At 64.5% G+C, this 25,926-nt stretch carries 24 protein-coding genes; 6 read left to right on the forward strand and 18 right to left on the reverse strand.

Translation table 11 applies throughout. The annotated features are described in order from the left end of the window. Positions 1-57: 57 nt before the first annotated feature. Entirely contained in the window at positions 58-1,527 is a 1,470-nt protein-coding gene (locus Q7514_RS13070) for an MFS transporter (RefSeq protein ID WP_330133696.1), read from the reverse strand. 101 nt (positions 1,528-1,628) lie between these two features. On the opposite strand from Q7514_RS13070, the gene Q7514_RS13075 reads away from it, so the two are divergent. Beyond that, positions 1,629-2,498 (forward strand): helix-turn-helix transcriptional regulator, encoded by an 870-nt coding sequence (locus tag Q7514_RS13075; protein ID WP_330133697.1) that lies wholly within the window; start codon positions 1,629-1,631, stop codon positions 2,496-2,498. Between the two features lie 35 nt (positions 2,499-2,533). Next, a complete protein-coding gene (locus Q7514_RS13080; RefSeq protein ID WP_330133698.1) occupies positions 2,534-3,268 on the forward strand; it encodes an SDR family oxidoreductase in 735 nt (244 codons plus the stop codon). 79 nt (positions 3,269-3,347) lie between these two features. Here Q7514_RS13080 and Q7514_RS13085 read toward each other — a convergent pair whose 3' ends face one another. The 4 genes from Q7514_RS13085 to Q7514_RS13100 form a co-directional block, all read right to left on the reverse strand. Further along, entirely contained in the window at positions 3,348-3,782 is a 435-nt protein-coding gene (locus tag Q7514_RS13085) for a hypothetical protein (protein WP_330133699.1), read from the reverse strand. Positions 3,783-3,986: 204 nt separating this feature from the next. Then, entirely contained in the window at positions 3,987-4,403 is a 417-nt protein-coding gene (locus Q7514_RS13090) for a hypothetical protein (RefSeq protein WP_330133700.1), read from the reverse strand. Between the two features lie 102 nt (positions 4,404-4,505). Next, entirely contained in the window at positions 4,506-6,941 is a 2,436-nt protein-coding gene (locus Q7514_RS13095; RefSeq protein ID WP_330133701.1) for an ABC transporter permease, read from the reverse strand. Beyond that, positions 6,941-7,693, reverse strand: a complete 753-nt coding sequence (locus tag Q7514_RS13100; protein ID WP_330133702.1) for an ABC transporter ATP-binding protein — start codon at positions 7,691-7,693, stop codon at positions 6,941-6,943. The genes Q7514_RS13095 and Q7514_RS13100 overlap by 1 nt, the downstream gene beginning before the upstream one ends. 111 nt (positions 7,694-7,804) lie before the next feature. On the opposite strand from Q7514_RS13100, the gene Q7514_RS13105 reads away from it, so the two are divergent. Continuing rightward, on the forward strand, positions 7,805-9,034 hold the full coding sequence (locus tag Q7514_RS13105) for a sensor histidine kinase (protein ID WP_330133703.1): 1,230 nt from the start codon (positions 7,805-7,807) through the stop codon (positions 9,032-9,034). Beyond that, positions 9,016-9,663 (forward strand): response regulator transcription factor, encoded by a 648-nt coding sequence (locus Q7514_RS13110; protein WP_330133704.1) that lies wholly within the window; start codon positions 9,016-9,018, stop codon positions 9,661-9,663. The genes Q7514_RS13105 and Q7514_RS13110 overlap by 19 nt, the downstream gene beginning before the upstream one ends. Before the next feature lie 12 nt (positions 9,664-9,675). On the opposite strand, the gene Q7514_RS13115 is transcribed toward Q7514_RS13110, so the two are convergent. Then, positions 9,676-10,281, reverse strand: a complete 606-nt coding sequence (locus Q7514_RS13115; RefSeq protein WP_330133705.1) for a carboxymuconolactone decarboxylase family protein — start codon at positions 10,279-10,281, stop codon at positions 9,676-9,678. A gap of 59 nt (positions 10,282-10,340) precedes the next feature. Beyond that, the gene (locus Q7514_RS13120; RefSeq protein ID WP_330133706.1) at positions 10,341-11,168 is read right to left on the reverse strand and encodes a TauD/TfdA dioxygenase family protein; all 828 of its coding nucleotides are present in this window, start codon (positions 11,166-11,168) and stop codon (positions 10,341-10,343) included. A 94-nt stretch (positions 11,169-11,262) separates the two neighbouring features. On the opposite strand from Q7514_RS13120, the gene Q7514_RS13125 reads away from it, so the two are divergent. Together Q7514_RS13125 and Q7514_RS13130 are read left to right on the forward strand one after the other, a co-directional pair. Beyond that, positions 11,263-11,862, forward strand: a complete 600-nt coding sequence (locus Q7514_RS13125; protein ID WP_330133707.1) for a TetR/AcrR family transcriptional regulator — start codon at positions 11,263-11,265, stop codon at positions 11,860-11,862. Positions 11,863-11,922: 60 nt separating this feature from the next. After that, positions 11,923-12,756, forward strand: a complete 834-nt coding sequence (locus Q7514_RS13130) for an IclR family transcriptional regulator (RefSeq protein ID WP_330133708.1) — start codon at positions 11,923-11,925, stop codon at positions 12,754-12,756. Between the two features lie 6 nt (positions 12,757-12,762). Here Q7514_RS13130 and Q7514_RS13135 read toward each other — a convergent pair whose 3' ends face one another. The 11 genes from Q7514_RS13135 to Q7514_RS13185 all read right to left on the reverse strand — a co-directional run bounded on the left by Q7514_RS13135 (position 12,763) and on the right by Q7514_RS13185 (position 25,773). Then, positions 12,763-13,569, reverse strand: a complete 807-nt coding sequence (locus tag Q7514_RS13135) for an ATP-binding cassette domain-containing protein (RefSeq protein WP_330133709.1) — start codon at positions 13,567-13,569, stop codon at positions 12,763-12,765. Continuing rightward, positions 13,566-14,621, reverse strand: a complete 1,056-nt coding sequence (locus tag Q7514_RS13140; RefSeq protein WP_330133710.1) for an ABC transporter ATP-binding protein — start codon at positions 14,619-14,621, stop codon at positions 13,566-13,568. Before Q7514_RS13140 ends, Q7514_RS13135 begins: the two co-directional genes overlap by 4 nt. Beyond that, the gene (locus Q7514_RS13145; protein ID WP_330133711.1) at positions 14,608-15,495 is read right to left on the reverse strand and encodes an ABC transporter permease; all 888 of its coding nucleotides are present in this window, start codon (positions 15,493-15,495) and stop codon (positions 14,608-14,610) included. The genes Q7514_RS13140 and Q7514_RS13145 overlap by 14 nt, the downstream gene beginning before the upstream one ends. After that, positions 15,492-16,433, reverse strand: coding sequence for an ABC transporter permease (locus tag Q7514_RS13150; RefSeq protein WP_330133712.1), 942 nt, complete (start codon positions 16,431-16,433; stop codon positions 15,492-15,494). The genes Q7514_RS13145 and Q7514_RS13150 overlap by 4 nt, the downstream gene beginning before the upstream one ends. A gap of 43 nt (positions 16,434-16,476) precedes the next feature. Next, positions 16,477-18,018, reverse strand: a complete 1,542-nt coding sequence (locus Q7514_RS13155; protein WP_330133713.1) for an ABC transporter substrate-binding protein — start codon at positions 18,016-18,018, stop codon at positions 16,477-16,479. Between the two features lie 126 nt (positions 18,019-18,144). Then, positions 18,145-19,791 carry a class I adenylate-forming enzyme family protein gene (locus Q7514_RS13160; protein ID WP_330133714.1) on the reverse strand — a complete coding sequence of 549 codons (1,647 nt, stop codon included), beginning with the start codon at positions 19,789-19,791 and terminating at the stop codon, positions 18,145-18,147. Positions 19,792-19,968: 177 nt separating this feature from the next. Beyond that, a complete protein-coding gene (locus tag Q7514_RS13165; protein WP_330133929.1) occupies positions 19,969-20,565 on the reverse strand; it encodes a TetR family transcriptional regulator in 597 nt (198 codons plus the stop codon). 20 nt (positions 20,566-20,585) lie between these two features. Then, on the reverse strand, positions 20,586-21,470 hold the full coding sequence (locus Q7514_RS13170; protein ID WP_330133715.1) for an SDR family NAD(P)-dependent oxidoreductase: 885 nt from the start codon (positions 21,468-21,470) through the stop codon (positions 20,586-20,588). After that, positions 21,467-23,668 carry an acyl-CoA dehydrogenase gene (locus tag Q7514_RS13175; RefSeq protein ID WP_330133716.1) on the reverse strand — a complete coding sequence of 734 codons (2,202 nt, stop codon included), beginning with the start codon at positions 23,666-23,668 and terminating at the stop codon, positions 21,467-21,469. Before Q7514_RS13175 ends, Q7514_RS13170 begins: the two co-directional genes overlap by 4 nt. A 6-nt stretch (positions 23,669-23,674) precedes the next feature. Then, positions 23,675-24,541 (reverse strand): amidohydrolase family protein, encoded by an 867-nt coding sequence (locus Q7514_RS13180; protein WP_330133717.1) that lies wholly within the window; start codon positions 24,539-24,541, stop codon positions 23,675-23,677. Next, complete coding sequence (locus Q7514_RS13185) at positions 24,538-25,773, reverse strand: amidohydrolase family protein (RefSeq protein WP_330133718.1); 1,236 nt, start codon at positions 25,771-25,773, stop codon at positions 24,538-24,540. Before Q7514_RS13185 ends, Q7514_RS13180 begins: the two co-directional genes overlap by 4 nt. Between the last annotated feature and the right edge of the window lie 153 nt (positions 25,774-25,926).

A 25,926-nucleotide genomic window follows, 5' to 3' on the forward strand; every position in this document is an offset into this window, starting at 1 on the left:
AATTGATTCAATGTAACCGACTCGACACAGACCCGGCAGTACCTCCCGCGCTGAGCACTAGCGACCCTCCTTCCCGCGCGCATCCCTGCTTCCCCCATCGGCGATTGTCGTTGCAGGAGACTGGCGGGCGCGCGGGAAGGAGTGTGGGGCCAGGGTGATGCCGGCGACCATCAGAGCGAGGACGAGCATCACGGTGCCACCGAGATATGCGTCGATCACATGCTGTTCGAGGGTGACGGCGCCCGCGGCAACGGCGGTGAGTATCGCCACGCCCAAGGTGCTGCCGAGCTGGTGGGCGGTGTTGACCAACCCGGAGGCAGCACCTGCATCCTCGGCGCGGGCCCCGGCGATCCCCGCCGCGGTCAGCGGACCGAAGGCCAGGCCCTGCCCGAGACCGAGCAGAACGAGAGGTCCGACTGCCCCTGCCAGGAACGGGGCCTCGCCGGTGAGCTGCGTCATCCATGCCATTCCGGCAGTGACAAGCGTGAGGCCGACCACCAGTACCGGTGCACTACCGAACCGACGGGTGAGTCGGGATACGAACAGCGAGGAGACGAACTGGACCAGGCTCATGGGCAAGAACCCGAGCCCGGCCTGCAATGGTGTCCAGCCGTAGACGCCCTGGAAGAACTGGGTGGTGAAGAAGAAGAACGCAATCATCGTACCGGCGAACAGCAGCCGGACGACCGCAGCTCCGGACCGCTCTGCGCTCGCAAAGAGCCGCAACGGCAGAATCGGCTGCTTCGCTCTCCGTTCGTTGACCACGAACACGATCAGAACGGCTGCGCCGAGAGCAATCGGCCAGGTAGTCACGGGATCGGTCCACCCTTGCTCTCCGGCGTTGATTATGCCGTAGACGAGAGCGCCCATGCCCAGAGTCGAGGCAATCGCACCGGTCAGATCGAACCGCCCCTCGTGGGCCTCGAATGCCGGAAGATACTTGCACGCGGCAAGGATCAGGATGATCGCGAGGGGCACGTTGATGAAGAAACCTGCCCGCCAGGACAGCGCCGAGGCCAGGGCCCCGCCGACAACGAGACCGAGACTGGCGCCGAGGCCGGCGGTGGTGCCGTATGCGGCGACCGCGCGAGTGCGCTCCCGTCCCGCGGGGAAGGTGGCAGTGATCAGCGCGAGGGAAGCAGGAGCAACGATGGCGGCGCCGATCCCCTGAAAGGCGCGGGCGGCAATGATCCACGTCTCGCTCTGCGCGGTCCCCACGAGGAACGACGCGAAGCCGAACAACACCAGACCGACGACGAACATCCGCCGTCGGCCGAGGAGGTCGCCGGCACGGGCACCGAGCAGCAGCAGGCCGCCGAAGACCAGGGTGTACGCATTCTGCGCCCACGCCAGACCACCCGGAGACAGGCCCATGTCGGCTTGGATCTGCGGTAGGCCGGTGAAGATGATCGAATTGTCCAGCACGATCATGAAGTAGCTGACCAGCACGATCGCGAGAACCATCCCGGTGCGCAGAGTTTGTGGTCTACGCCGCGTGATGTCGTGGGTGGGTGCGAATTCTGCCATGCACCGATTCCACTGTGTTCCTATGTGCGGCGGAAGTGCCTGCTGATCCGTGTACTGGCGGTACGCCCCAAAACCGGCGCGTCAGCCCTACCGTCGACGATATGGATCAGCGAAATGAGGTCGGGGAGTTCCTGCGCAGTCGACGCAACCGGATCACCCCGGACCAGGCCGGCATCATAGGCGGCGGTCGCCGCCGGGTACCGGGACTGCGGCGCGAGGAGGTTGCGATGCTCGCCGGCGTGAGCGTGGACTACTACGCGAGAATGGAACGCGGCGACCTGTCCGGAGTATCTCCGGAAGTCCTCTACGCCCTTGCTCGGGCCCTACAGTTGGACGAGGCGGAAACCGACCACCTGCACGACCTTGCTCAGGCTGCGAACCCACAACCGGCCAGGCGTCGCACACGCTCCGACCAGACCGTGCGGCCCGGTCTGCAACGCCTCCTCGATGCCATCACCGGAGCACCAGTGTGGGTGCGCGACCGGCGCATGAACGTCATCGCCACGAACCCTCTGGGCCGGGCGTTGTATGCACCGCTGCTCCAAGATCCTGCTGGCCGGGGAAATACCGCACGGTATATGTTCCTCAGCCCTGCGTCGCGGAACTTCTTTCCTGACTGGGAGCAGGGCGCCGACGACATCGTTGCCACCCTGCGCACCTACGCCGGCCAGAATCCGCGTGACAAGCGGCTGACCGACCTGATCGGCGAACTCGTCACCCGCAGTGACGAATTCCGTGTTCGATGGTCCGCGCACAATGTCCGCCACCACCGCACCGGGATCAAACGCATCTGCCACCCCCAGGTGGGCGATCTGGAGTTGGCTTACGAAGCAATGGATCTGCCGGCGAATCCCGAATGGCACATGTTCGGCTATACCGCCGAACCCGGTAGTCCCACCGAAGAACGGATCGCATTACTCGGCAGCCTTGCCGTCACGCCGGCCGCTGAGCAGCCGACATCGAAGAACTGAACGCACACTACCTCACAGGACGAAGGAACCTCCACATGACCGATTCTCAGAACATTCACCGCGTAGCGGTCGTCACCGGCGCGTCGTCCGGGATCGGCGCCGCCACCGCCCGTGCCCTCCACGCCGACGGATACCGCGTAGCGCTGCTGGCACGCCGCCGCGATCGCATCGAGTCGATCGCGGCAGAACTCGGCGACGGAGCAATCGCGATCCAAGCCGACGTCACCGACCGCGACGCGATCGTGACCGCAGCTCAGCGGGTTCAGGACGAGCTCGGGGTCACGGACGTGCTCGTCAACAATGCCGGAACCATGCTCCTGGGCCCGTTCTCCTCCGAACAACGCAACGACTACCGGAGCATGATCGAAGTCAACCTGTTGGGCGCGATCACCGCCACGGAGGTCTTCCTCGACCAGATCAAGGACGGGGGTGGCGATCTCATCAACATTTCGTCGGTCGCCGGACGCACGGCTCGCGCCTCCAACGGCGTCTACGCTGCAACGAAGTGGGGCATGAACGGCTGGTCCGAATCGCTGCGTCAGGAGCTCTTACCCGACGTCCGGGTCACGCTGATCGAGCCCGGCGTCGTCGACACCGAGCTGCCGACGCACATCACGCACGAGCCGACCCGGCAGGCTGTGCAGCAGGGCTACGACGTAGCCTCCGTCAAGCCCGAGGAGGTCGCCGAGGTCATCTCATTCGCTCTCGGTCGCCCCCGCCACCTGGTCCTCAACGAGATCCTGCTCCGGCCGGCGACCCAACTCGGTTGACAGCGCGCGAGATCCGCATCACCGGGTTCGATGATGCGGATCTCGTAATAGTGCGAAGGACCTACTGTGAAGAGCTTGCTCAGACGAGGTCTGCGGAGGAGCTGTCGTCCTGGGTCGAGCAGTCGAAACCGGAGACGTCGATGTAATCGTCGGCGACACCGTCACCGTCGTAGTCGACCGCGCCGCTGTGCAGGTCGACGACCGCATCCACTTCACCGTCACCGTCGACATCGAACACTGCCGCGTCGAACCGACCGTCTCCGTCGAGATCACCGGCAACCGAATCGATATAGCCGTCACCGTCCGCGTCGGTTGCAATCAGATCGATCCGGCCGTCGCCATCGGTGTCCTCGACCTGGGTTTCGAAAGTACCGTCGCCGTCGGTATCGAGCGCCGACAGGTCGACCTCGCCGTCGCCGTCGGTATCGACGTCCACAACCCGGGTGCCGTCCTCGAGCGTGTACTCGTCGAGGATCACGGGATCGCTGCCGGATGTGGAAGACCCACTCGTCATTGCACTGTCCTCTTTCGCCGTTGGTGTGTCGCGAAGATTAGAGGGCCCGAGTGCATGGAAAGTTGCTCGGATCGCCCCGAAATTCTTCACAGCCCGCACAGGCCTGAGATAACGGCAGCTCACAGGCCTGACAAGCGAGTGTAATGTGACCGTCTTCACACTAGCTGGAGCGTTCATGGTGTCCTGTTGCGCAGGCGGAACCATTCAGCCCCGAGGCGGCACACCGGTATCCGGGTCGGATCGATCCGTCCGGCCGACGCTGTTGCCGTCGCGGACCGACGGATCGAGCTTGTTCGCGCGCGCCACGTCCTCGTTCAATTCCGCACGTGAGCGCTCGGCCGCGACGCGCTGATTCTCCGCACGGTTGCCCAGACGTTCCGCTTCTGCGGCCTTGGCATCCGCGTCCGCTGCTGCCCGTCGCGCTTCCGCTTCGGTCTGCTCGGCCACCACAGCACGTTGTTCGACTACCGGCTGCTTCTCCGTCACTCGCTCACGGATGTGCGCAGCCTCCTCCTGCCGTTTCACGGCACCCCGACGCCTCAGTGCCCACACCAGTCCGATGAGCAACAGCACTACCACAAGTGCGATGATGATCAGTCCGACCCAACCGTTGGTACTCATTGCAGCCTCCTTCGCGCAGTACCAACCGGTTACCCGCAAGAACGGACCGGAAACGCGATGTATTCGGCCGAGGTGCTTCGACTCGACGAGGCCGGTTCGGACTCATCGCGCCGATCCGGCGGATCGAATCAGCTTTGCCGCCGGAATCAGGGCGGATCCCAGTGCGATTACCAGCGACACCGCCCCGACCGAGACCACGGCGCTCCATCGCACTTCCAGCGACACGGGGGTACCGAGGTCGTCGGCCAACCCCGCCGCGACACCGGCCAGCGCCGGCCATGCCAGGACCGCTCCGAGTACGGCACCGATCACTGCCACCACCGCAGCCTCTGCCGCCACGACCCCGAGGATCTGACGACGCGTCGCACCGATCCGCTGTAACAACGTGAAGGCGGGACGCCGATCGGAGGTGGCCATGAGCGTCGTGTTTGCGACAGCCAATGCAGCGAAGCCGAGAGACAGCCCCACGAGCGCGAGTTCGAACAACCCCAGGAGCCGCGCATCCTCGGCATTGCCCGCGCTCTCGTACTGTTCCGGTGTCTCCACCCGCGCACCCGTACCGGCCAACGCGTCCGTCAGGGCTGCTTGTTCGACGCCGTCCGCGTACAACAGGGGGGTCATCGCGACCCGGTCGTGAGCCAGCGCCGTCTCCGTATCGACGTACGAGAATGCAGGCCCTCCCGATACCACGGCCACCACCTCGAGCGGTTCCTGTGCGCCGTCGGGAAATACCGTCGGTACCGCCGCGCCGACTCCCACACCCAGCCGGGACGCCGCGTCCGCATCCAGGACGACGGTGCCGGGTGCGAGACGGTCGACCGAGCCTGCGTCGGTGGTCAACCCCATCGACGAGAGAGACGCCGTGTCGATCCCCCACGCGTCCAGTGCTCTGTCTCCATACACGAGCATGGTCGCGACCGGAGCGACAACAGACCCTCCATACGACCGCACGGTGTCGACGACATCGAGCGGAAGCGCCGGACTACCCTCGCTCGGCGACACGACCAACTCCGACGGAACCGCAGCTGATGCCGTCTCACCGAATGCCTTGTCCATCGTGTCGATCAAGCCGGTCAACATCACCGCGAACCCGACGAGAACGAGAATCGGCGACAACACGGATGACACCCGCCGCACACCGTGCGACGACTCGGCGCGTACCAGTTCCGCAGTCGGACTCGAACCCCGCACGAACACCCGGATCAACCTCGGTAGATACACCGGCCCGAGTGCCGTGGCACCGACGATCACCGACATCACTGCGGCAACAGCGTACGACGCCGTCGACCCACCGCTACCACTCGTCGCTCCGGCTGCAGCGAATCCGAATGCTGCGACAACGCCGATTCCGCCTGCGATCCACCGTGCCCTCGTCATCGGCGACCGCTCGGCCTGCGCTTCCCGCAACGACTCCATCGGCCGCACCTGCGTGGCTCGACGCGACGCGAACCATACGCCCGTCACGGCCACCACCAGGCCGGTTACCACCGATGCCAGTACCGGCATCACGGTGATCGACAGCTCCCAGCCTGCCGGCAGCATCCCGGCGTCACGCATCCATCCACCGAGCATCGGCGCCAACGCACACCCCAGCACCGACCCGACAACACTCGACACTGCACCGATGACGACGGCTTCCGCCAGGAGCATCCGTCGTACCTGCCCTGGCGTGGCACCGACAGCCCTCAGCAATCCGAGTTCTCGTCGACGCTGCGTCACGGTGAACGCAAAGGTGGTTGCCACGATGAATACGGTGATCGTCGCGGCGAGCAGCCCCATTGCGCCGAGCAGCTGCGACCCGATGTTGCGGGCGCCGCGATCCGCCGACGATTCGATAGCCACCAGATCACTGCCGGTGAGGATGTCACCCGACGATCCGACGATCGCCTCGAATTCTTCACGGACCGAGTCGGTCTCGGCTCCTTCGTCGAGAACCACCCCGATGGTGGTGACGCCGCCCGACATACTCCGCGCGGTCGCGTCGTCGACGTACACGGAGCGACCGTCTGCAAGCCCCGTCACTGTGACGCGTGCCCTGCCCGCGGCCGTGACGAGTGTGGTCGAATCCCCGACCTCGAGCCCGCTGGATTCCGGCGCAACTACCTGGTCTGCCGCGACCGGGGACGATCCGGCGACGATCCGATTGCTCCCCAGAGTCGATGCCGAAATATTGTGCCCCAGTGGGTCGTCCCGATCGGTCGGGGTGAGCACTCGATCCCCCTCGGCGAGTTGGGCAGGGAACACCGAACTCGGAACCACCGAAGCAACACCGTCGACCCGCCCGAGCCGGGCGACCACGCTGTTCTCCGTCGACTCGTCCCACGGCTCGCGTACCGGTGTGGAGTTGTAGGTCTCGCCCAGCGCCTCGGAAGCGACGATGATGTCCGCGTCGGCGTACTGCGCCGGCGGACTTGGCTGCGCAGACACTATGACGAGCAGCGTTGCAGAGAGCAGACCGATGCCGCAGGCGAGCGCCACAGCACTGCCGAGTAGGTTCCGCCACTGATGTCGCGCCGAAGACACTGCGAGTGAGAACATCACGCCTCCCATTCCGTCATGCGCGCGGCGATCCGTTGTGCAGGTGTTCTCGAACTGAACTCATCGACGACCCTGCCGTCGGCAAGGAACAGCACCCGATCGGCGCACGCTGCCACCACGGGATCGTGCGTCACCGTCACGACCGTCTGACGATGCTTGTCGACCAGACGTCGAAGTTGTTGCAACACAGTGCGCGACGACGTGATGTCGAGAGCTCCCGTCGGCTCGTCGGCGAACAGGACCGAAGGATTCGAGATCAGGGCACGCGCAATCGCGACACGTTGCTGCTGCCCGCCCGACAGCTCCGACGGAAGGTGTGCCGCGCGGTCACTCAGTCCGACCAGGTCCAGCGCCACCGCCACTTCCGACTTCTCCGGGCGCTTGCCGTCCAATCTGAGCGGTAGTGCCACATTCTGCGCGGCGGTGAGCGACGGCACGAGGTTGAACGCCTGGAACACGAACCCGATGTGTCGACGTCGAAACTTCGTCAGCTCCTTCTCTCCGAGCTGCGTCATGTCGATGTCTCCGATGAGCACCGATCCCGCATCGGGTCGGTCGAGGCCGGCGGCGCAGTGCATGAGCGTGGACTTGCCCGAACCGGACGGTCCCATGATCGCCGTGAAGGTTCCCGGTGGGAATTCGACCGAGACATCGTCGAGTGCGGTCACCACATGATCGCCGAGTCCATATTCACGGGAGACGGCGCGCAGTGCGACATGCCCTCGCGTCGTGGTCCGAATCGTTGTCGTCATGGGTTCGACCCAACCGGTTTCCGGCCGCCGTGTCGGTCACGCAGGAGTGACTCTTGCGAGTAGCGCCAGCACTACTGTGACGCCTTGCCGAACGCGATAACGTGCCTGGATGTGGAACCCTCTACGCTTCGCACCGCGGTGCCACGATCGCCGAGACGGTTCCTGCTGTCGTGGTGGCCGTGGCGCGCCATCGTCTACCTCGCGACAGGAGCCGCGCTGGGCGCGTTGACCGCCGCGGCGGTTGCGCTGGCGATAGTGCTGTCGATCTACGTCGTGGGTCTCGTCCTCCTCGCGGCATCGCTGCTCATGGGCATCCCGATCGCCCGATGGGAACGCGCGCGGTTGCGTTTGGTGGACGAAGAGCCGACCTTCGATCCGCACATCCGAGTGACGGAGCAGGGCGTGCGCGCGTGGCTCCGAGTACGGCTACGCGAGCGCGTCACGTGGCGGGAGCTGGGCTATGCCGTCATCAATGCGTCGATCCTGTGCTGGATCGATGCGCTGGTCTTGCTCCTCTGCCTGGGAACGGTGTTCTTCGGCGTGGAGATGTCGCTGACCGAACCCGGTGTGCCGACGCACTATCGGGTGATCTTCGTGCTCGCGTCGCTCCTGTTCCTACCGATCGCTGCCTACATCATCGCTGCGTGGGCGGCGGGGCGCGCCGAGATCGTGCGGGCCGTGCTCTCTCCTCGCGACGCGGAACTAGACCGCATGCTCAACGAGGTAACCCTGTCGCGCAGTGCGCTCGCGGCAGCGTTCGATGCTGAACGTCGCCGCATCGAACGGGATCTGCACGACGGAGCGCAGCAACGACTCGTCGCCCTGTCGATGTCGCTCGGCATGGCGAAGCTCGATCTACCCGTCGACTCCCCGGCCGCCGAACGTGTCGGCGAGGCGCAGCAGCAAGCGCGGCTGGCGTTGGAGGATCTGCGCGACCTCATTCGCGGCATCCATCCGCAGGTCCTGGCCGAGCGAGGACTCGCCGCCGCGGTCGACGATGTCGCGGCCCGGTCGCAGATCCCGGTCGACGTCCATCTCGATGTGCCGCGGATACCCGCCGACGTCGAATCCACCGCATATTTCGCGGTGTGCGAGGCTCTCGCGAACGTCGCGCGACATGCCGATGCGTCGTACGTTCGCGTCGAAGGGCGGTTGACCGACACGACGTTGATTCTCGAAGTGATCGACGACGGTTCCGGCGGCGCCGACCCGGCACACGGCAGCGGACTCACCGGTCTCGGTCACCGTCTCGCCGTACTCGACGGCACGATTGTGCTGGACAGCCCCATCGGCGGGGGCACCCGACTTCGAATGGAGATTCCATGCCGGCACTCCGCATAGTGTTCGCCGAGGATTCCCTTCTCGTCCGCGAAGGGGTCGTGGGCATCCTCGGGCGATTCGGGCACGACGTGGTCTCTGCCGTGACCGACGCCGACGCGCTCCTCGAGGCCGTCGCAGTCCACACGCCCGATATCGCGATCACGGACGTAAGGATGCCTCCGACACATACCGATGAAGGTCTACTCGCCGCAATTGCTCTGCGCCGCACTCACCCTGACCTACCCGTTCTCGTCCTCAGCCAATACATCCAACCCACCTATGCGGCGGAACTCATCGACTTCGACACCGGCGGTGTGGGCTACCTGCTCAAAGATCGTGTCGGCGAGGTCGAGCAGTTCGTATCCGATGTCGAACGTGTCGCCGCGGGCGGCACGGTCGTGGATCCCGAGGTGGTCCGCACGCTCCTTGCCACGAACCGGAACCCCCTGTCGCGGTTGAGCGGCCGTGAGATCGAGGTGCTGGCACTGATGGCGGAGGGCGATTCGAACGCGACGATCGCATCGAAACTGGTGGTCACCGACGCCGCGGTCGCGAAACATGTGCGCTCGATTCTCATCAAGCTCGATCTGCCACCCGAAATGGACGGGCACCGACGCGTGCTGGCGGTGCTGAAGTACCTGCAGAGATGAAGGCGGATGCCGTTACGCGGTTTCTGCCTTCGCAGCTCGTTCTGCCACCAGATCCTTGATGTCCTGGTCGATCTCGAGTTCGAATGATCTGAACATCCGGGCCAACAGGTCGTAGCTGCCTACCGTGAAGATCAGGTCGAGAATCTGCTGGACGTCGAGATGCGCGGCCAGGACCTTCCACGTGGATGCGCTGATCTCGCCGTCGACGATGAGTTCGTCGACGGACCGCAGTATCGCCGCGTCGAGCTCGTCCCAGAACGGCGCTGTCGGGCCGAATGTGACCCGGCTGATCTCTTCGTCGTCGAGACCGGCGTCGCGCGCCATGAACACATGCTGAATCCATTCGTATCCCGAGTCGCGCACAACGGAAACCCGGAGCACGAGAAGCTCACGCTGTCGTTCCGACAAGGTGGTCGCCATCAGCAGATGGCCGTTCAAAGTGAAGTACGCCTTGGCCAATTCCGGGTGATGGGCGAACGTTCCCAACGTGTTGAGCGCCTTGGGTCGCCCTTCGCTGGACGGTTGCGCATGTCGTGGATTCGGAGGGGTCATCGCGGCCAGCGCCGCGCGCATTTCCTTGGGGAACTCACGCAGAGTGAGCGGTTCGATTCGTGCCATGTCGGTTCGTCCTTCGGTTCGTAGATTCCTCGAGTATGCGACGTCGGAACAGCTCCCGGCTATGCGACCGCCTCGTCGCCCACCAAGGTGGTGCGATGCATCAGACGACGTGATGTGGGCTCGTACGGCAGTGCTCGGTGCAGAAGTCCGGTGTTGTCCCACATGACGAGGTCGCCCACCTGCCAGCGATGGCGGAGCACGAACTGCGGTCGCGTGGCCCAGTCCAGCACACTGTCGAGCAGCGCACGTCCCTCTTCCGGGCTCATTCCGACAACCTGCCCGGCCGTCGCTCCGATCAGCAGTGAGCGGCGGCCGTCGCGGTGCTCCCACACCAGTGGATGCTCGCGCGCAGGTAGACGATCCCACGCGTCCTTCTGCTTCCGAGTCGCGTCGGGATTGGTCAATGCCTGAGCCGCAGCCATACTGTGGACCACTCGGTAGCGGGCGAATTCGGCTTTCCGGTCGTCCGGAAGGTCCTCATAGGCCGCATAGGTATTCGCGAATTCGGTGTCGCCCTCACCGTCGACGACCTCGCGCGCGGTCAGCAGCGTGGCCTTCTGCGGGATGGCGTCGGTGACTCCGTCGACATGCCAGAAGATCGTGCTGCGGCGGGCCCGCGCCAACTCACTCCTACCGGGGTCGAGGGAGACCGGGGAGATCTCAGGGAACTCCAGGTGCCCGCCGATGGGAGCGACCACCACATCGCCGAGCATTCGACTGAATGTGACCAGGTCTGCATCGGAGATGTCCGCCTGCTTGAAAACGACGACCCCGTGACGTGCCAGGAGTTCCAAGGTGTCCGATGCTGTAGCCCTGGAGGTGAAATCTGCAGCCGAGACCCCCTGAACCTCAACACCGATCGATGGCGACACTGCGGTTGCGATCATGAACGCGTCCTTCCTCGTTCATCGGAACCTTAGAGCCGGCCGACCAATGTTGTCAATGACTACATAGCACCCTCGTTTGCTAGAGTTCGCCCATATGAGCAAGGGCTACCATCACGGGGATCTTCGTGCGGCACTCCTGACGAAAGCCGAAGAACTGTTGCAGACATCCGGAGAATCCGGTCTGTCGCTGAGGGAACTCGCCCGCGCGGTCGAGGTCAGCCACAGCGCGCCGAGTCGGCATTTCGCCGACAAGGCCGCACTGCTCGAAGCCCTTGCCGTCGAGGGCTTTCGTCGATTGGGCAGCGAGCTGGAGGCTGCGGCCGCACTCGGCGACCGTGATTTCGTGCCTACCCTGCACGATGTCGCGGTGTCCTTTGTCCGGTTCTCGACCGAGAACCCGGCACTGGTGGAGCTGATGTCGCGCTACCGACGGGAGGACGTCACCGATGAACTGCGGCACGCACGTGCCGCGAGCTTCGCCCCCGTTGCCACTCTGATCGACATCGGCCTGTCGGAGAATGAGCTGTCCGGTGATGCCCGCACCGTCGGAACCGTCTTCTTCGCAACACTGCAGGGAATCTTCGTCATGGCCAACAACAAGACGATCGACCCGCTGAACGACGAGTTGATCGTCCGCGTCGTCGATTCACTATTGAACGGCCTCGCGCCACACCCGAGCAGGTCGGGTTCGTAGCATTTCCAGGTGGATCTACCAAGCAATTGCTTGGTATAGTGCCGCGAAGGAGGTCATTCAATGACATTGATTCGAAGCGAATCGAATTCGCCGTCCACCACACCCACCGAACAACGCCCGGGTGTGGTGGAACGATTCACTCTCATCCTCGACGCGATCGCCGCCGGACCGGATCGGATGTACCTCGAGGAGATCACCGAGATCACCGGGTTGCCTCGCTCCACGGTCTTCCGACTCCTCGCTCAGCTCATCGATCAGGGCTGGATCGAACACCATTCGCGCGGCTACCAGCCCGGACCGCGGATGTTCACCATGAACCGGACCAAGGACTACTCCCGGCTGCGCGGAGCAGCATCCGGAATACTCAACGAACTCCACGCCAACACCCAGGGAGTCGTCCACCTGACGGTCCTCGAAGGTTCCTCCATCTACTTCCTCGATCGGATCGGAGGTGCCGCCAGCGCGGCCATCCCTTCGCAGGTCGCGACACACCTTCCCGCCGAAAGCACCATCAGCGGAAGGGTACTCCTCGCCGGACTCGAACCGGAGAGGGTCGATTCATTGATGAAGTCGGGTCCGCGCGGATACCCGCGGACCGATCTCGACGACCTCCACACACGCCTGAACCGTATACGCCAACGCCACGGTCTCGACGTCATCCCCCGTCGCGCATGTCACATGGCGATCAGCTCTGTCGCAGCGCCGATCACGGGACCCTACGGTGTCGAAGGCGCGATCTCGGTCTCCTGCGTCGGCACAGTAGAGCTGTCGAATATCGCCCCGATGGTCTTTTCAGCGACTCGCCGTATCTCGCGGGCACTTCACCCGGACACACATCGACAGTCGAAGAGCACCAGGCAATCACCTCATGCGAAGGTGCGCGCTGCACTGTAGGCGGACTCAGGCCTTGCGCGTCGCGCGCGGCACGGGGACAGGAATTGCGTCGAGCAGTTCCCGCGTGTAATCCTCACGAGGCCTTGTGTAGATCTGCTCGACCGTCCCCGCTTCCACAACCCCGCCCGATTTCATCACCAGCACGCGGTCGGCGATGACCTCGATGAGAGCCAGGTCGTGGCACACGAACAGGTAGGCGAGCCCGAGTTCTTCCTGCAGGTCGCGCAGCAGATTGAGGACCTGGGCACGCACCGAGACGTCGAGGGCGGCGACGGGTTCGTCGCACACGATCATTTTCGGTTGGAGGGTCAACGCCCGGGCTATCGCCACCCGTTGAAGCTGTCCGCCCGACAGTTCGGCCGGATACCTCCCGAGATAGCGTGCACCGATGCCCACCTTGTCCAGCAGTTCTTCGGCGCGACGTCGACGAGCCTGACGGTCCATATCGGTGTGCACGATGAGTGGCTCGACGACCGCGTCGAGCACCATCATCCGCGGGTCGAGCGAACTGTGCGGATCTTGGAAGATCATCTGCATGCCGCGGCGCATTTCGCGCAGCCGAGCAGGTTTGGCGACGAGCACGTCTTCCCCGTCGAACATGACGGTACCCGAGTCCGATTCGACCAATCGAAGCACCATGCGCCCGACCGTGGACTTACCCGCACCGGATTCGCCCACCACAGCGAGGCATTCGCCGGCATCGAGAGTGAAGGACACATCGCGCACGGCGTGCGTCCAGCCGGTGCGGCGGCCCAGCAGGTTCCGCCCGGTCGGGAACGACTTCGTCAGGTTCGCTACCTCGAGCAGGCTCATGATCCCGTCACTCCTTGCAGTTCCAGGTCGGTCACGCGCAGGCAGCGTGCGGAACGACCGGATGTGGTCTCGTCCAACGTCGGGTGGATGCTGTCGCAGAGCCCCGTCCGGGCGTGGTTGCAGCGGTCGTGGAAATGGCAGCCGGCCGGCCATTCCCCCGCGGCAGGAATGCGCCCGGGAATCGATACCAGCCGGCGGCCGGCGCTCATGCCGGGCCGCGGGATCGACGACAGCAGTCCCGACGTATACGGATGCTGCGGGGTGAAGAAGACCTCGTCGACCATGCCGTCCTCGATGACCTCCCCCGCATACATGACGACCACACGACGGCACAGTTCCGCCACGACACCGAGGTCGTGCGTGACGAACAACAGTGCCACTCCGGTCTGTTCCTGCAGGTCCTGCAGCAATTGCAGGATCGTCTTCTGCACGGTCACATCCAACGCCGTCGTCGGCTCGTCCGCGATCAGCAACCGCGGGTTGCAGGCCATGACCATCGCGATCATCACGCGCTGACACATCCCACCGCTGAACGCGTGCGGATACTCGCGCACCCGATCAGCGGCACGCGGAATCTGCACCATGTCCAGCATCTCGACTGCGCGAGCCATTGCAGCCTTGCGATCGAGACCGAGGTGCTTGCGGACCGACTCTGCGATCTGATCGCCGACGGTGTAGGCGGGATTGAGACTGCGGATGGGCTGCTGGAAGATCATACCCATTCCGGTGCCACGCAATGCCCGCCATTCCGCCCGCGGGGCCGACACCAGGTCACGCCCTTCGAATTCCACGCTGCCGCAGGCAATCCGACCGCCGGTGTCTCCGGTCAGGCCCATCACGGCGAGAGACGACACGGTCTTACCTGATCCGGACTCACCGACCAGAGCGACCGATTCACCGGCCGCGACGTCGAACGACACGTCCCGCACGGCAGTCACCCACTCCTTGCGACCGGTGCGGAACTGGACCGTCAGGTCGCGCACCCGAACCAACGGTGAGGTGGAGTCCGACGGGGTCTTCTCGAGATGGGTGAGTGTGTCAGTTGCCGCCATGTCGACTCCTCGTCAGAGCGCGGCGAACTCCGTCGCCGAGGTAGGTGAACGCGAGCACGGTCAGGAAGATCATCACGCCGGGCGGCCACACCAGGTACGGGGCGAGCTGCATATTCGACGCGGCAGTGCTGAGCATTGCTCCCCAGCTCGCAGCCGGCGGCGCCGCACCGAGCCCCAGGAAACTCAGGCTCGCCTCAGCCGCAACCGCAGTGCCGAGCGACACCGAGATCACCAACACGATCGGCGGCATCACGTTCGGAAGTATGTGTCGCGAGATGGTACGGAAGGTACTGCATCCCAATGCAACCGAAGCTTCGATATAGGTGTCGCCCCGCACGTCCATCGTCGAGGCCCGCGCCACCCGGAAGAACCGGGGCGCCATCACCAAGCCCACCGCGAGCATGGCATTGGTGATACCCGACCCGAGCACCGCGACGATCGTGATCGCCAGAACGAGCGACGGCGCGCTCATCAACGCGTCCATGATGCGGGTGAGGACGGTATCCACCCAGCCGCCGCGATACCCGGCGACCACCCCCAGCGGGAGCCCGAGGACGAGCGCGAGCGCGACGGCCTGCAGCGATGCCTGTAGAGAGATGCGGACTCCGAAGATCAGCCGGCTCAACACGTCCCGGCCGTAGTCGTCGGTACCCAGCCAATGCGCAGACGACGGCGGCTGAAGACGATCGACCACCTCCTGCGCGTACGGATCATACGGTGCCACGACGGGCGCGAAGACAGCGAGAACCACGAGCAGGAGCACGAAGGCACCCGCGATCACAGTCACCGGTCGTCGTCGGACGAATCCTGCTATGCGGCCGAGTATCCCCGCCGAATGCTCGACGTTCACGGTGTCGGACAGCGTCGATGTCATGCGCGCACCTTCGGGTTGAAGTAGCCGTACGAGACGTCGACGAGCAGATTGACGATCACGACGACGCATGTGGTGAACAGGACGAATCCGAGCAGTACCGGAACATCGTGGTTCTGCACACTATCGACCGCGAGACTGCCCATTCCCGGCATGTTGTAGATGATCTCGATCGTTACGGCACCGCCGAGGACCTCCGCGACGCGGAAACCGAGAACCGTGACCACCGGAATGCACGCGTTCTTGAGGCCGTGTTTGAGGACGACACTCGCCGGTGCGAGCCCACGGGCCTTGGCGTTGAGAACGTAGTCGCTGCTCATCACCTGCCCGAGCGCGGAACGCAATTGCACCGTGACCTCTGCAGCCGGTAGCAGTGCCAGGGCCACACCCGGCAATACCAGGTGCTGGAACCACGGCACCACACCGTCAGCGAGGGGCACGTAGCCGAACGCCGGGAAGATCTGATTCGACACCGCGAACACCGAGACCAGCACGAGCCCGAACCAGAATGCGGGGATGGCGATCGCGACGGAGGCCACGACATTGATCGCTCGATCGAGCACTCCGCCTGGGCGCAGCGACGCCAGCACCCCGAGTACGACCCCGATCACCACGGCCAGCACCATGGCGAACGCCACCAGCGACAGGGTCGTCGCCATCCGTCGCAGGAGCAGTTCACCGACCGACTGATCGGACAGGAGGGACGTCCCGAGGTCGCCGCGGAGCACGCCCCAGACCCAATCCAGATAGCGGACGAACACGTTCTGGTCCAGGTTCAGGGTCGCCCGCAGTTCTTCGAGTCGCTCCGGGCTCGGGTTCTCGCCCGCGAGGATCACTGCGGGGTCGCCCGGGGCCAGGTCGATCAACAGGAATATCAGCAACGGCACGATCAGCAGCAGCGGAATCGCTGCAAGCAGTCGTCGACCGGCGTACAGCAGCATCGTCGAACCTCCCCACGTATCGGTAAGTCGGTGTCCGCGTGCCCTACTCGGTCATCCCGATATGACGGACGTCGAAGATTCCCAGATCGGCCCAGGGCATGTCGTCGACGCCGGTGACCTTGTCTGTGGACACTGCCGCATTGGTCTGGTTGCAGATGGGCACGAACATCGCCTCCTCCAGCGTGAGATCCCAGATCTGCTGGTACAGGGGCGCACGCTCCTCGTCGGCGAGCGACGGGTCCGCGGCTCTGTCTGTAAGCTCCTTGATCGCTGCATTGCCGTTCGACAGGTCGTAAGGGCCCGTGACGAAGGTGTTGGCCGTCTCTGCGGGATCGACCTTGGGGCTGAAGCTGTTCGCAACCATCGACTGGAAATCGCCTGCAATGTAACGCGGTTCGTTCTGAACGTTCGGAACAGGATTGAGTTCGGCGGTGATCCCGGCATCGTCGAGCAGGGACTGGACGACATTCGCGGTCTTCTCGGTGTTGGTGCCGGAGGCGAACGTCAGGGCGATCTCGGCACCACCGGCCGCCTCCACGAGGCTCCTGGCCTTCTCCACGTCATACGTGTACGGGTACTCGTACGAGTCGTCCACCGACCAGCTTCCGGCCGGGTACAACTGACGGCTGGGTGTGCACGTGCCCGAGAACAATGCGCTGATGGCGTCCGGATCGATTGCGGTTGCCACCGCCTGGCGCACCTCGGGCTTCGTGAGATCACCTTGTGCGCGCATGTAGAGCCCGAGAACGTTCCGGAACCGGACCTCGTCGACGGCGAACGCTCCCGAGCGGCCCAGTCCCTGTGCTTCGACGACCTCGTTGGCAGAGCTGACCCATGTCAGGTCCGTCGCACCCGTCTTGATGCCGTTCATGCGGGTACTGGCATCCGAGATCGTCTCGAACTCGATGGCCTGGACCTTGCCGGATTCGGGGTCCCAGTTCGCGCCGTCAGCGCGTGTCAGCGACAACGACTCCTCCGGGATGTACTCGCTGACGAGGTATGCGCCCGACCCGCTGGCGCCGGGATCGTTGCGCAGATCCATGCCGGATTCGATTGCCTTCGGACTGACCATCATTCCGACATTCGTGGTGAACACACCCGGAAGTTCCACACCGGTTCCCGGCACGAGCAGCAGACGGACCGTGTGATCGTCCACGATGTCGACGCCGGTGATGTCACTCAGCGCAGCCGTGACGGTGCTGCCTTCCAGAGATTTTCCGCGCTCGATGTTCGCTGCCACGGCAGCAGCATCGAACGGCGCACCGTCATGAAAGGTGACATCCGTCCGCAACTTCAACTCGAGATACGAGCCGTCCGGCGCGAACTCCCAGGATTCGGCAAGAGCAGGCTGCAAGGCGCCGTCACCGTCGACCACCGTCAACCGATCGAACACCGGTGTGATGTAACCCCATCCGCCATAGCTGGTCTGCAGGTACGGGTCGAGATTGCGAGTGGGCGCGCTCGCAGTGACCCGCAGAACGGCGGCGCTGTCGGGTGCGCCGGTGGGGCCACCGGCCGTCGTCGAGGACACGCCCCCGCCGCCACATGCCACCAGCGCCAGGGTGCCGACGGCAGAAACAGCCATCAAGCGCGACATTCGAATCCAACTGTGCCTCATATGTGTCCTCTCCGATACCCGTGATCCGGATGAGCGTCCACGGGAAGTGCTGCACGAAACGGGGCGGGCGGCGGAATCACCGCGAAACCGTGACTACTGCAGGGCAGCTCGAACATCCGCCCGCTTGACCTTGCCTGTCGCGTTGCGCGGTAGATCATCCGTCCGGAAGATCCACCTGGTCGGTACCTTGTAACGAGCAATCCGCTCGGCCGTGTAGCCGGACATCTCCAGATCCGTCACCTCACTGCCCGGCGACACCACGATCATCGCGCAGACCTCTTCGCCGTAGTCGTGATGCTCGGCTCCGACGACGATGCACTCACGCACCGCCGGATGCTCGTCGATGACTGCCTCGACCTCGGCCGGATACACGTTCTCGCCGCCGCGAAGGATCAGATCGGAACGCCGACTGCTGATCCGGAGGTAGCCGTCTTCCATCGTGCCCAGATCCCAGGTCCGCATCCAACCGTCCTCGACGATGGCTGAGGCATTCGCCTCCGGGTTGTTCCAGTAACCCAGCATCATCAGCGGACCACGCAGGTAGATCTCGCCCTCGACACCGTCCGGGACCGCAGTCCCGGTCTCGTCGCGAATCTCGATGCTCGTCGTGAGCACGGGCCTGCCCACGGTATCGGGCCTCTCGGCGAGGTCCGCTGCGGTCGCGAGCGTGGCAGCAGAGGACGATTCCGTCAAGCCGTAGCTGGTGCCGAGTGTGCGCTCCGCGGACGGAAGGATCTCCTTCAGCTTCGCCCGGAGCGCCGGTGTGGACGGAGCAGAGCTTATCGAGACCGACTTCAGCGACGACAGGTCGTAGCGGGAGGGATCCCCATGCTCGATCAAGCGCGTCATCATGGTCGGAACCGCACCCCAGTTGGTGAGCCGCTCCTTCTCGATCAGGCGGAGCACCCGATCGACGTCGAACCGGCCGGTGCTGATCACGGCGGTGTCACCGAACGCGAGGCGTGGCACCGCAAGATTGTGCAACGCCGCAATATGGAACAACGGTGTGGCCAGCAGAAACCGGCGCCTGTTCGGTGCCTGACCCGATTCGCCGGCGAGCGCGTCGTTGAATCGGTGGAAATCCACCGCCGCGATCATGTTCCGGTGTGAATGTGTGGCGCCCTTGGCTCGTCCCGTGGTGCCGCTGGTGAACAGGATGACCGCGGGATCGTCTTCGTCGATTTCCACGTCGGGCAATTCTGCGTGCGGGTGGACGGATCCCAGATGCGGCACATCGTGCTCCACCGACAACACGTCGATATCGGAGGACCCGAGCAAGGCCCGTCGCCCGGCATCCACCACGATCACCTTCGGGCCGGAAAGCTCGATTCCGTACTCGATCTCGCGGCCGGACCACAGCGAGTTCATCCCCACAGCGATTGCGCCGAGTGACGTCGCAGCCCAGAACGTCATGATCCATTCGGCATTGTTGGCGGAGAGGATCGCCACCCTGTCGCCGCGGCCCACGCCGTAGCGCGAGCGGAACTCCTGCGCAAGTGATGCGACCCGCGTGAGGTGCTCGGTGAAGGTCAGCCTGAGGTCGTCGCAGACCACGTACTCGGCGTCGCCGTAGCGCGCCGAGTCGGCCAGTAGCGAGCTCAGCGACCGGTATCTGGTGCCGAACACCGGCATCTGCACTCCGCGAACCTGCTCCTCGAGGATCTCGAAGGGCGCGCCCGGCGCGGTGAGCCGTGCAACGGCGTCCGCGCGCGCATCGGACGCGAGACGAGGATCGGACATCCACCACTCCTTCTCCAACAACGCATTCGACGGTCCTACACGAAGCCGAACATCCGAAGTCCGACCACCGGCGATGGTCGGACCTGTCCTTCGTACCGGACGAACAAGGTCGTTGTGGCGCAAGTCTCACTGGACGGCACTCGCAGCGGGTCCGACGCGCGAAGCGTCACTCACCCCTCACATGCAGTCGGCGAGAACCAGCCGTGCCACGTCCTGGACGTTTCGCAATGCCTCCGGAAATGCGATTCTTCCGGTGGTCCACAAGATCAGCGAGTTGAGCATCGTGCTGCCGATCGCAAGCGAAGCGAGCCGCGCACGCTCGGCGGGAACACCGTCCATCACCTCGAACAGTGCTGTGCGGTTGGCAGCAGAACGCTCGTCGAGCGTCTCCCGTACGTAGGGATCGCCGGAGGTCTGCAACTCGACCTCGAGTCGCGCGAAGTGGGGTCCGCGCTGAAATGCCTTCATCTGTCGTGTGTAGAGATCGACCACCCGCTCGGGGACCGACCCGTGAACACCATTCCGGCGCCCGGACCGGCGTTCGTCCTCGAGACGATCGGCGAGAATGTCGTTCCAGGCGACCATGGCCGCAGCGAGGAGGTGCTGTTTTGCCGGGAAGTACCGGTACAGGGTTCCCATCGCCACCCCCGACCGCTCCGATACCTCCCGCATCTGGATCCCGTCCGGACCCGTCTCCGCAAGCATCTCGATCACCGCGGAGGTCAGTTGCCGCCGACGACGACGCTGCCCCTCGGTCATGTCGTCGGGGCTCATCGGCACGGCCAAGGAGTCGGTCACGACGGCATTCTATTCGCTCCGGGCTCCGCCACCGACGAGGACGAACCGAAGTACCCACCGAGGACCTCGTGCAGTTCTTCGTGCTCCCACCGTGTCGGGGTTCTCAGACTCGCTTCCACCGCGGGAGCCGACATCACGTCGATCCGGTTCCCGTACACGCCCAGCACCCGCCCGGTGATCGCCTCGGCCGCAGGTGAAGCGAGGTACACGACGAGCGGGGTCACGTGCGCAGCAGAGAGCGGGTCGTTCCCCGAGCTCGGAGCCGGGCCGAACACCTCCCCGGTCATCGAAGTCCGGGCACGGGGACACAGTGCGTTTGCCCGCACACCGAAGCTTCCGCAGCCCCGTGCCGTCGACATCGTGAGCGCGACGACCCCGGCCTTGGACGCAGCGTAGTTCGCCGCACCCGGAGGACCCGACGCGTAGGCCTCCGACGACGTGTTGACGATCCGGGCGTACACCGGCCCACCGAGCTGCTCGGCGCGGCCGCGCCAATGGTCGGTCGCGGCTCGGGTGGTGAGGAACGTGCCGCGTAGATTCACCCGGAGGACATCGTCCCATTCGTCCGCTGACATGTTGAACACCATGCGATCCCGAATGATACCCGCGTTGTTCACGAGGATGTCGAGTCTGCCGAACTCCTCGATTGCGACGCCGACGAGCCGGTCTGCAGTGTCCTGCTCGCCGACATCGCCGACACACGTCACCACATTCGCACCGGCGGCGCGGATCTCGGCCGCAACGTCGTCGAGCCGTGCACTCCGCGCGTTGATCACGAGGTCGGCACCGGCCACTGCGAGGGCGACTGCCTCCGCACGTCCGAGGCCCTCACTTGCACCGGTGACGATTGCGGTACGGCCGTCCAGAATCTTCGCGTTCACCGCGACTCCCGCGGCAGCCCCAGAATCTGCTCGGAGATGACATCGAGCTGGATTTCGAGAGTGCCACCGCCTATCAGCAACGACGGAGTCGACAGGTATGCCTTGGCGGCGCGGCCACCTCCGACGACGTTCTGCGCCAGGCTGCCGACGGCGGCCTCCGAACCGAACCATTCGAGTACCTGCGCCGCGACGTTCGTGATGTGTTGCGCAGATGCCACCTTGAGGACGCTGGCTTCCACACCAGGATTCCCGCCGCACAGGCGCACGAGTACATTACGGTGCGCGAGCGCGTCGAGTGCTCCCGTCATGGATGTGAGCCGACCGAGCGCAGGGATCGCGTCCTGCCGGGCCACCGGGTCGAGTGCGCGCACGATCTCCACCGGATCGAAACGGTCGCGACCCACGACGGGCGTTCGTCCCATCGAGACCCGCTCGTTCGTCAGCGTCGTCCGCGCCACCTTCCAGCCCTCACCGGGTGCACCCACGAGATCGGCATCCGGCACGAATACCCCATCGAGGACGACCTCATTGAACATACTGTCGCCGTTGGCTTCCCGTAGGGGTCGAACGTCGACACCGGGCGCCGACATATCGACGAGGAAGTAGCTGATGCCGCGATGCTTGGGGACGTCCCGATCCGTACGGGCCAGACAGATACCCCAGTGCGCCTCATGCGCCTTGGAATTCCAAACTTTTCTGCCGTCGATGCGCCAGCCACCGTCGACCTTGGTGGCGTAGGTCGTCAACGACGCAAGGTCGGATCCCGCACCGGGCTCCGAAAACAACTGGCACCAGATGATCTCGCCTCGCAACGTCCGCGCGATGAGGCGTTCGCTCTGCTCCTCGGTCCCGTACTGCAGGATCGAGGGCAGCGCCCATTCGCCGATCACCGTGCTGGGCGGTGTCATACCCGCACGCTCGAACTCCTCCGCGATGATGAGTTGGCCCGCTGTGTCGGCGCCCAGCCCATACGGCACGGGATAGTGCGGTGAGACAAGACCGTGGTCGGCCAGGAACGCGCGGGCCTCCTCGGCGTCGAGTGCTGCGGCCTCGCCGATCATTGCGGCGACACCGACCCGGAAGTCGGGGCGGTCCGGGGCGCCGAGTGCCGATTCGCGCTCGACACTCAGTGCGAGTTCGCCCGCGCGACGGGCCCACACGTCCTGTGAGCCGCCGAGCGCGAGCAGAGCGACCGCGCGACGCCAGTACAGATGGATGTCGTGTTCCCAGGTGTTGCCGATCCCCCCGAGCACGGTGAGCGCGTCGAGCACCACGTCGACGGCCTCACGACTGACCACTGTCGCGGTGCGAGCCGCGGCGAGCGCGAGTTGCTGCCGGTCACCGCTGTCCGCGGCCAGTGCTGCATCCCACACCGAACCGGCCATCGTCTCGACGCGAACGAGCAACCGTGCACACTTGTGCTTGATCGACTGAAAGGACCCGATCGGCCGACCGAACTGCTCCCGGATCTTCGCGTACGCGACGCCGGTCTCTTGCGCCCACCGCGCCACACCCACCGCCTCCGCGCAGAACAGCACGGCTGCGAGCGCAGCGACCTCGTCGGCCGTGGCACCGAGAACATTCTCTGCGGGGATCCGCGTCTCGGACAGCCGCACCCGGCCGATATCGCGGGTCAGATCGACGCCTTCCTCGCCCAGGACATCGACTCCCGGATCACCTGCCGAGACGACGAACCAGACCGGCGTGTCCCCGCATGCCCCCACCAGAACGAGGACGTCGGCTCCGAGTGCACCGAGCACCGGAGCCGTGGTTCCCGTGGCTACCACCTCGTCACCGTCACCGCTGAGCGTGACAGTGCCCGGTTCGAGGCCCAGAGCGCCCGTCGTACCGGTCGCCAGTCGCGGAAGTACCGTTGTGCGCGCCGCATCGGTGCCGTGGGAGGCGATCACGGCGCTCGCACCGACCGTGGGTAGTAACGGACCCGGGATCAATCCGTGTCCGGACTGTTCGAGCGCCACTACGAGTTCGAGCAGACCCGCGCCGGCCCCGCCGTACTCCTCGGGAAGGTGCAGCGACGGGATTCCCAGGCCAACCAGCTGTTCCCAGAAGGCGGGGCGGTCGCCTCGTCTCAGCCGGTCGAAGTGATCGCGAGTCTGTTCGAGGGGTACGTTGCGCGCAGCGAACCGAGCGAACGAGTCAGCAAGAGCATCGTGATCCGCTCCGATACCGATCGACATGTCCGATCATCCCTTCAGCTTGAGGACCCTGCTGGCGTTGTCGTGCAGAAATTTCGGCCACACGTCGTCCTTGAACGGCACGTTCGGCATGTCGCCGAAGATTCGTTCCAGGCTCAGTCCGGCAGGGAAATAGCCCGCGTAGATGATCTTGTCGGCGCCGCGAGTGTTCGCGTAGTCGACGATCGCCTTCGGGTAGTGCTTCGGGGCGAAGGCCGATGTCGAGTAGTAGAGGTTGGGCCACTTGATCATCAGCTTGATCGCCAGGTCCTCCCACGGCTCACAGCCGTGCCTGGTGACGAACACCAGGTCAGGGAAGTCGAACATCACGTCGTCGATCAGTTCGACGTGCTGCACCGCGGACTTCAGCCGGGGCCCGGCGATGCCGGCACACGCGAAGATCGGGATGTCCAGTTCGACGCATTTCGCGTAGATCGGATACATCTGCGGCGCGTTGAGGGCCACCTGCGGAAACGTGCCGGCAGCGAAGGAACTCACGGAGCGGATCCCGAACTCCTCGTATTCGCGTGTCATTCGCGTCAAGGTGCCCATGATGTCGTTGGGGTCGACGGCCGAACCCTGGGGAACGAACCGGTCCGGAAATGCGCGGATCGCCCGCTGCCCGGACTCCTTGGCCACGCTGACCATGCCTATCTCGATGCCGTGCTTGTCCATCTCCCGCAGCGTCACCGACACCGGATCATCGGTGGCCAGATCGCTCGGTACGTCCTTGAACATGTATTGCGCGGGCATCGTGAACTCGTCACGACTCTGACCGTCCTTCGTCTGCCTGGTGATGAAGGCGTACTCGTCGTACCCGGATTCTCGAAATCCGATGTGCGTGTCGATGATCGGAGTTCCCGAATACGGGGTCATGCGCTCAGCTCCTGTTCGAGCTGCTTGGCGAAGGACTCCCGCATCAGCACGTCGTTCGGGTTCGCGGGCAGTTCGGTCAGCGGTTGCGCGACCTCGGACGGCGTGGGGCCGTACTCCGCAGCCAGCGGAGCAAGTGCGTCGAGATCGAATCCGTACAGTTCGGCGGCGTTGGCTGCGAACAGCTTCCGCAGCTCTGCCTCGTCGACATCGTGCATGACCTGACGGATACACTCGCGAGTGAAGGGATAGGTTCCCTCGTTGTGCGGGTAATCGCTGCCCCACATGAACTTTCCCTCACCGAGAGTCCCTCGCACCGCCATGTCCTGCGCGGACGGCATCGTCGCACCGACCCACACGTTGCGACGGAAGTACTCGCTCGGACGCAACGGCAGCTGCTCGTCCTCGCTGTAGAACAGCTCACCGATCCGCCCGGTGCGCTTGACCCGCAGATCCACGGTGTCGAGTTGACGCATCAGATCCGGAGCCCACGAGCAGCCCTGCTCCGAGACGGCGAACTTCAGCTTCGGAAACCGTTCGAACACACCTGAAAGGATCATCTGCACCAACGGACGCATCGAGTAGAAGCCGACCTCGTTGATATAGAGCAACGAGGAGGTCTTGTAGCGGCCGTAATCGGGTAGACCTGTGCCCGCATGGCTGTTGACCGGCAGACCGAGGTCTTCGCAGACCTCCCAGAGCCGGTCGTACACAGGATCGTAGAGCGGCTTGACCCACTTGATGTCCGGTGCCAGGTTCGGCAGCAGCACACCCCCACGCAAGTCGTGCTCCTTGATCCACTTCACATCCGCGATCGCCTCGTCGACGTCGTTGAGGAAGATCTGCCCGACGCCGGCCCTCTGCGCAGGCGCATCATCGCAGAAGTCCGCGAGCCATCGGTTGTGTGCACGAACCCCGGCGAGACGCTTCTCGAAATCCTCGGCGCGCGGCGGCCCGGCGAGCACTGCCGCGCTCGGGAAGAAGGGCGGCACGGTGTTCGGGAACAACACTTCACCGACGGTGCCGTCGCCGAGCGTCTCGCGCATGCGCCGCTCGTTGTCCCAGTTCCGGTTCCGGCCGTCGTCGACCAGGTCGCGGTACGGGTTCTTGTACTCGCCGCGCCAGGCGTCGAACTCCTCGTGCCACTTCGGCTCGAGATACTCGCGGTACGTGGAGTGATCGGCGCCTGCATGACTGTCGGCGGAAATGAGTATGTACGGCGTTTCGAATGTCACGAGATGCTCCTGTGCGACGTCTACCAGAATCACGGTCGATGTAGATTTGAAACTCGGTTCTATCTTCTGGAGTTCAGATTAGCTCCTGATTCTCCTTGGTCAAGCGCTGATCCCACTCAGCGATGGAACCTGGTCTCAGTTTTTGTGCACGGC

It is taken from the genome of Rhodococcus artemisiae, assembly GCF_036327795.1.
GTDB lineage: Bacteria > Actinomycetota > Actinomycetes > Mycobacteriales > Mycobacteriaceae > Rhodococcus > Rhodococcus artemisiae.

Bases quoted from the DNA above. Each gene is read 5' to 3' on its own strand.
- Q7514_RS13070 (WP_330133696.1), bottom strand. From the start codon at position 1,527: ATGGCAGAATTCGCACCCACCCACGACATCACGCGGCGTAGACCACAA.
- Q7514_RS13075 (WP_330133697.1), top strand. From the start codon at position 1,629: ATGGATCAGCGAAATGAGGTCGGGGAGTTCCTGCGCAGTCGACGCAAC.
- Q7514_RS13080 (WP_330133698.1), top strand. From the start codon at position 2,534: ATGACCGATTCTCAGAACATTCACCGCGTAGCGGTCGTCACCGGCGCG.
- Q7514_RS13085 (WP_330133699.1), bottom strand. From the start codon at position 3,782: ATGACGAGTGGGTCTTCCACATCCGGCAGCGATCCCGTGATCCTCGAC.
- Q7514_RS13090 (WP_330133700.1), bottom strand. From the start codon at position 4,403: ATGAGTACCAACGGTTGGGTCGGACTGATCATCATCGCACTTGTGGTA.
- Q7514_RS13095 (WP_330133701.1), bottom strand. From the start codon at position 6,941: ATGTTCTCACTCGCAGTGTCTTCGGCGCGACATCAGTGGCGGAACCTA.
- Q7514_RS13100 (WP_330133702.1), bottom strand. From the start codon at position 7,693: ATGACGACAACGATTCGGACCACGACGCGAGGGCATGTCGCACTGCGC.
- Q7514_RS13110 (WP_330133704.1), top strand. From the start codon at position 9,016: ATGCCGGCACTCCGCATAGTGTTCGCCGAGGATTCCCTTCTCGTCCGC.
- Q7514_RS13115 (WP_330133705.1), bottom strand. From the start codon at position 10,281: ATGGCACGAATCGAACCGCTCACTCTGCGTGAGTTCCCCAAGGAAATG.
- Q7514_RS13120 (WP_330133706.1), bottom strand. From the start codon at position 11,168: ATGATCGCAACCGCAGTGTCGCCATCGATCGGTGTTGAGGTTCAGGGG.
- Q7514_RS13125 (WP_330133707.1), top strand. From the start codon at position 11,263: ATGAGCAAGGGCTACCATCACGGGGATCTTCGTGCGGCACTCCTGACG.
- Q7514_RS13130 (WP_330133708.1), top strand. From the start codon at position 11,923: ATGACATTGATTCGAAGCGAATCGAATTCGCCGTCCACCACACCCACC.
- Q7514_RS13135 (WP_330133709.1), bottom strand. From the start codon at position 13,569: ATGAGCCTGCTCGAGGTAGCGAACCTGACGAAGTCGTTCCCGACCGGG.
- Q7514_RS13140 (WP_330133710.1), bottom strand. From the start codon at position 14,621: ATGGCGGCAACTGACACACTCACCCATCTCGAGAAGACCCCGTCGGAC.
- Q7514_RS13145 (WP_330133711.1), bottom strand. From the start codon at position 15,495: ATGACATCGACGCTGTCCGACACCGTGAACGTCGAGCATTCGGCGGGG.
- Q7514_RS13150 (WP_330133712.1), bottom strand. From the start codon at position 16,433: ATGCTGCTGTACGCCGGTCGACGACTGCTTGCAGCGATTCCGCTGCTG.
- Q7514_RS13155 (WP_330133713.1), bottom strand. From the start codon at position 18,018: ATGGCTGTTTCTGCCGTCGGCACCCTGGCGCTGGTGGCATGTGGCGGC.
- Q7514_RS13160 (WP_330133714.1), bottom strand. From the start codon at position 19,791: ATGTCCGATCCTCGTCTCGCGTCCGATGCGCGCGCGGACGCCGTTGCA.
- Q7514_RS13165 (WP_330133929.1), bottom strand. From the start codon at position 20,565: ATGAGCCCCGACGACATGACCGAGGGGCAGCGTCGTCGTCGGCGGCAA.
- Q7514_RS13175 (WP_330133716.1), bottom strand. From the start codon at position 23,668: ATGTCGATCGGTATCGGAGCGGATCACGATGCTCTTGCTGACTCGTTC.
- Q7514_RS13180 (WP_330133717.1), bottom strand. From the start codon at position 24,541: ATGACCCCGTATTCGGGAACTCCGATCATCGACACGCACATCGGATTT.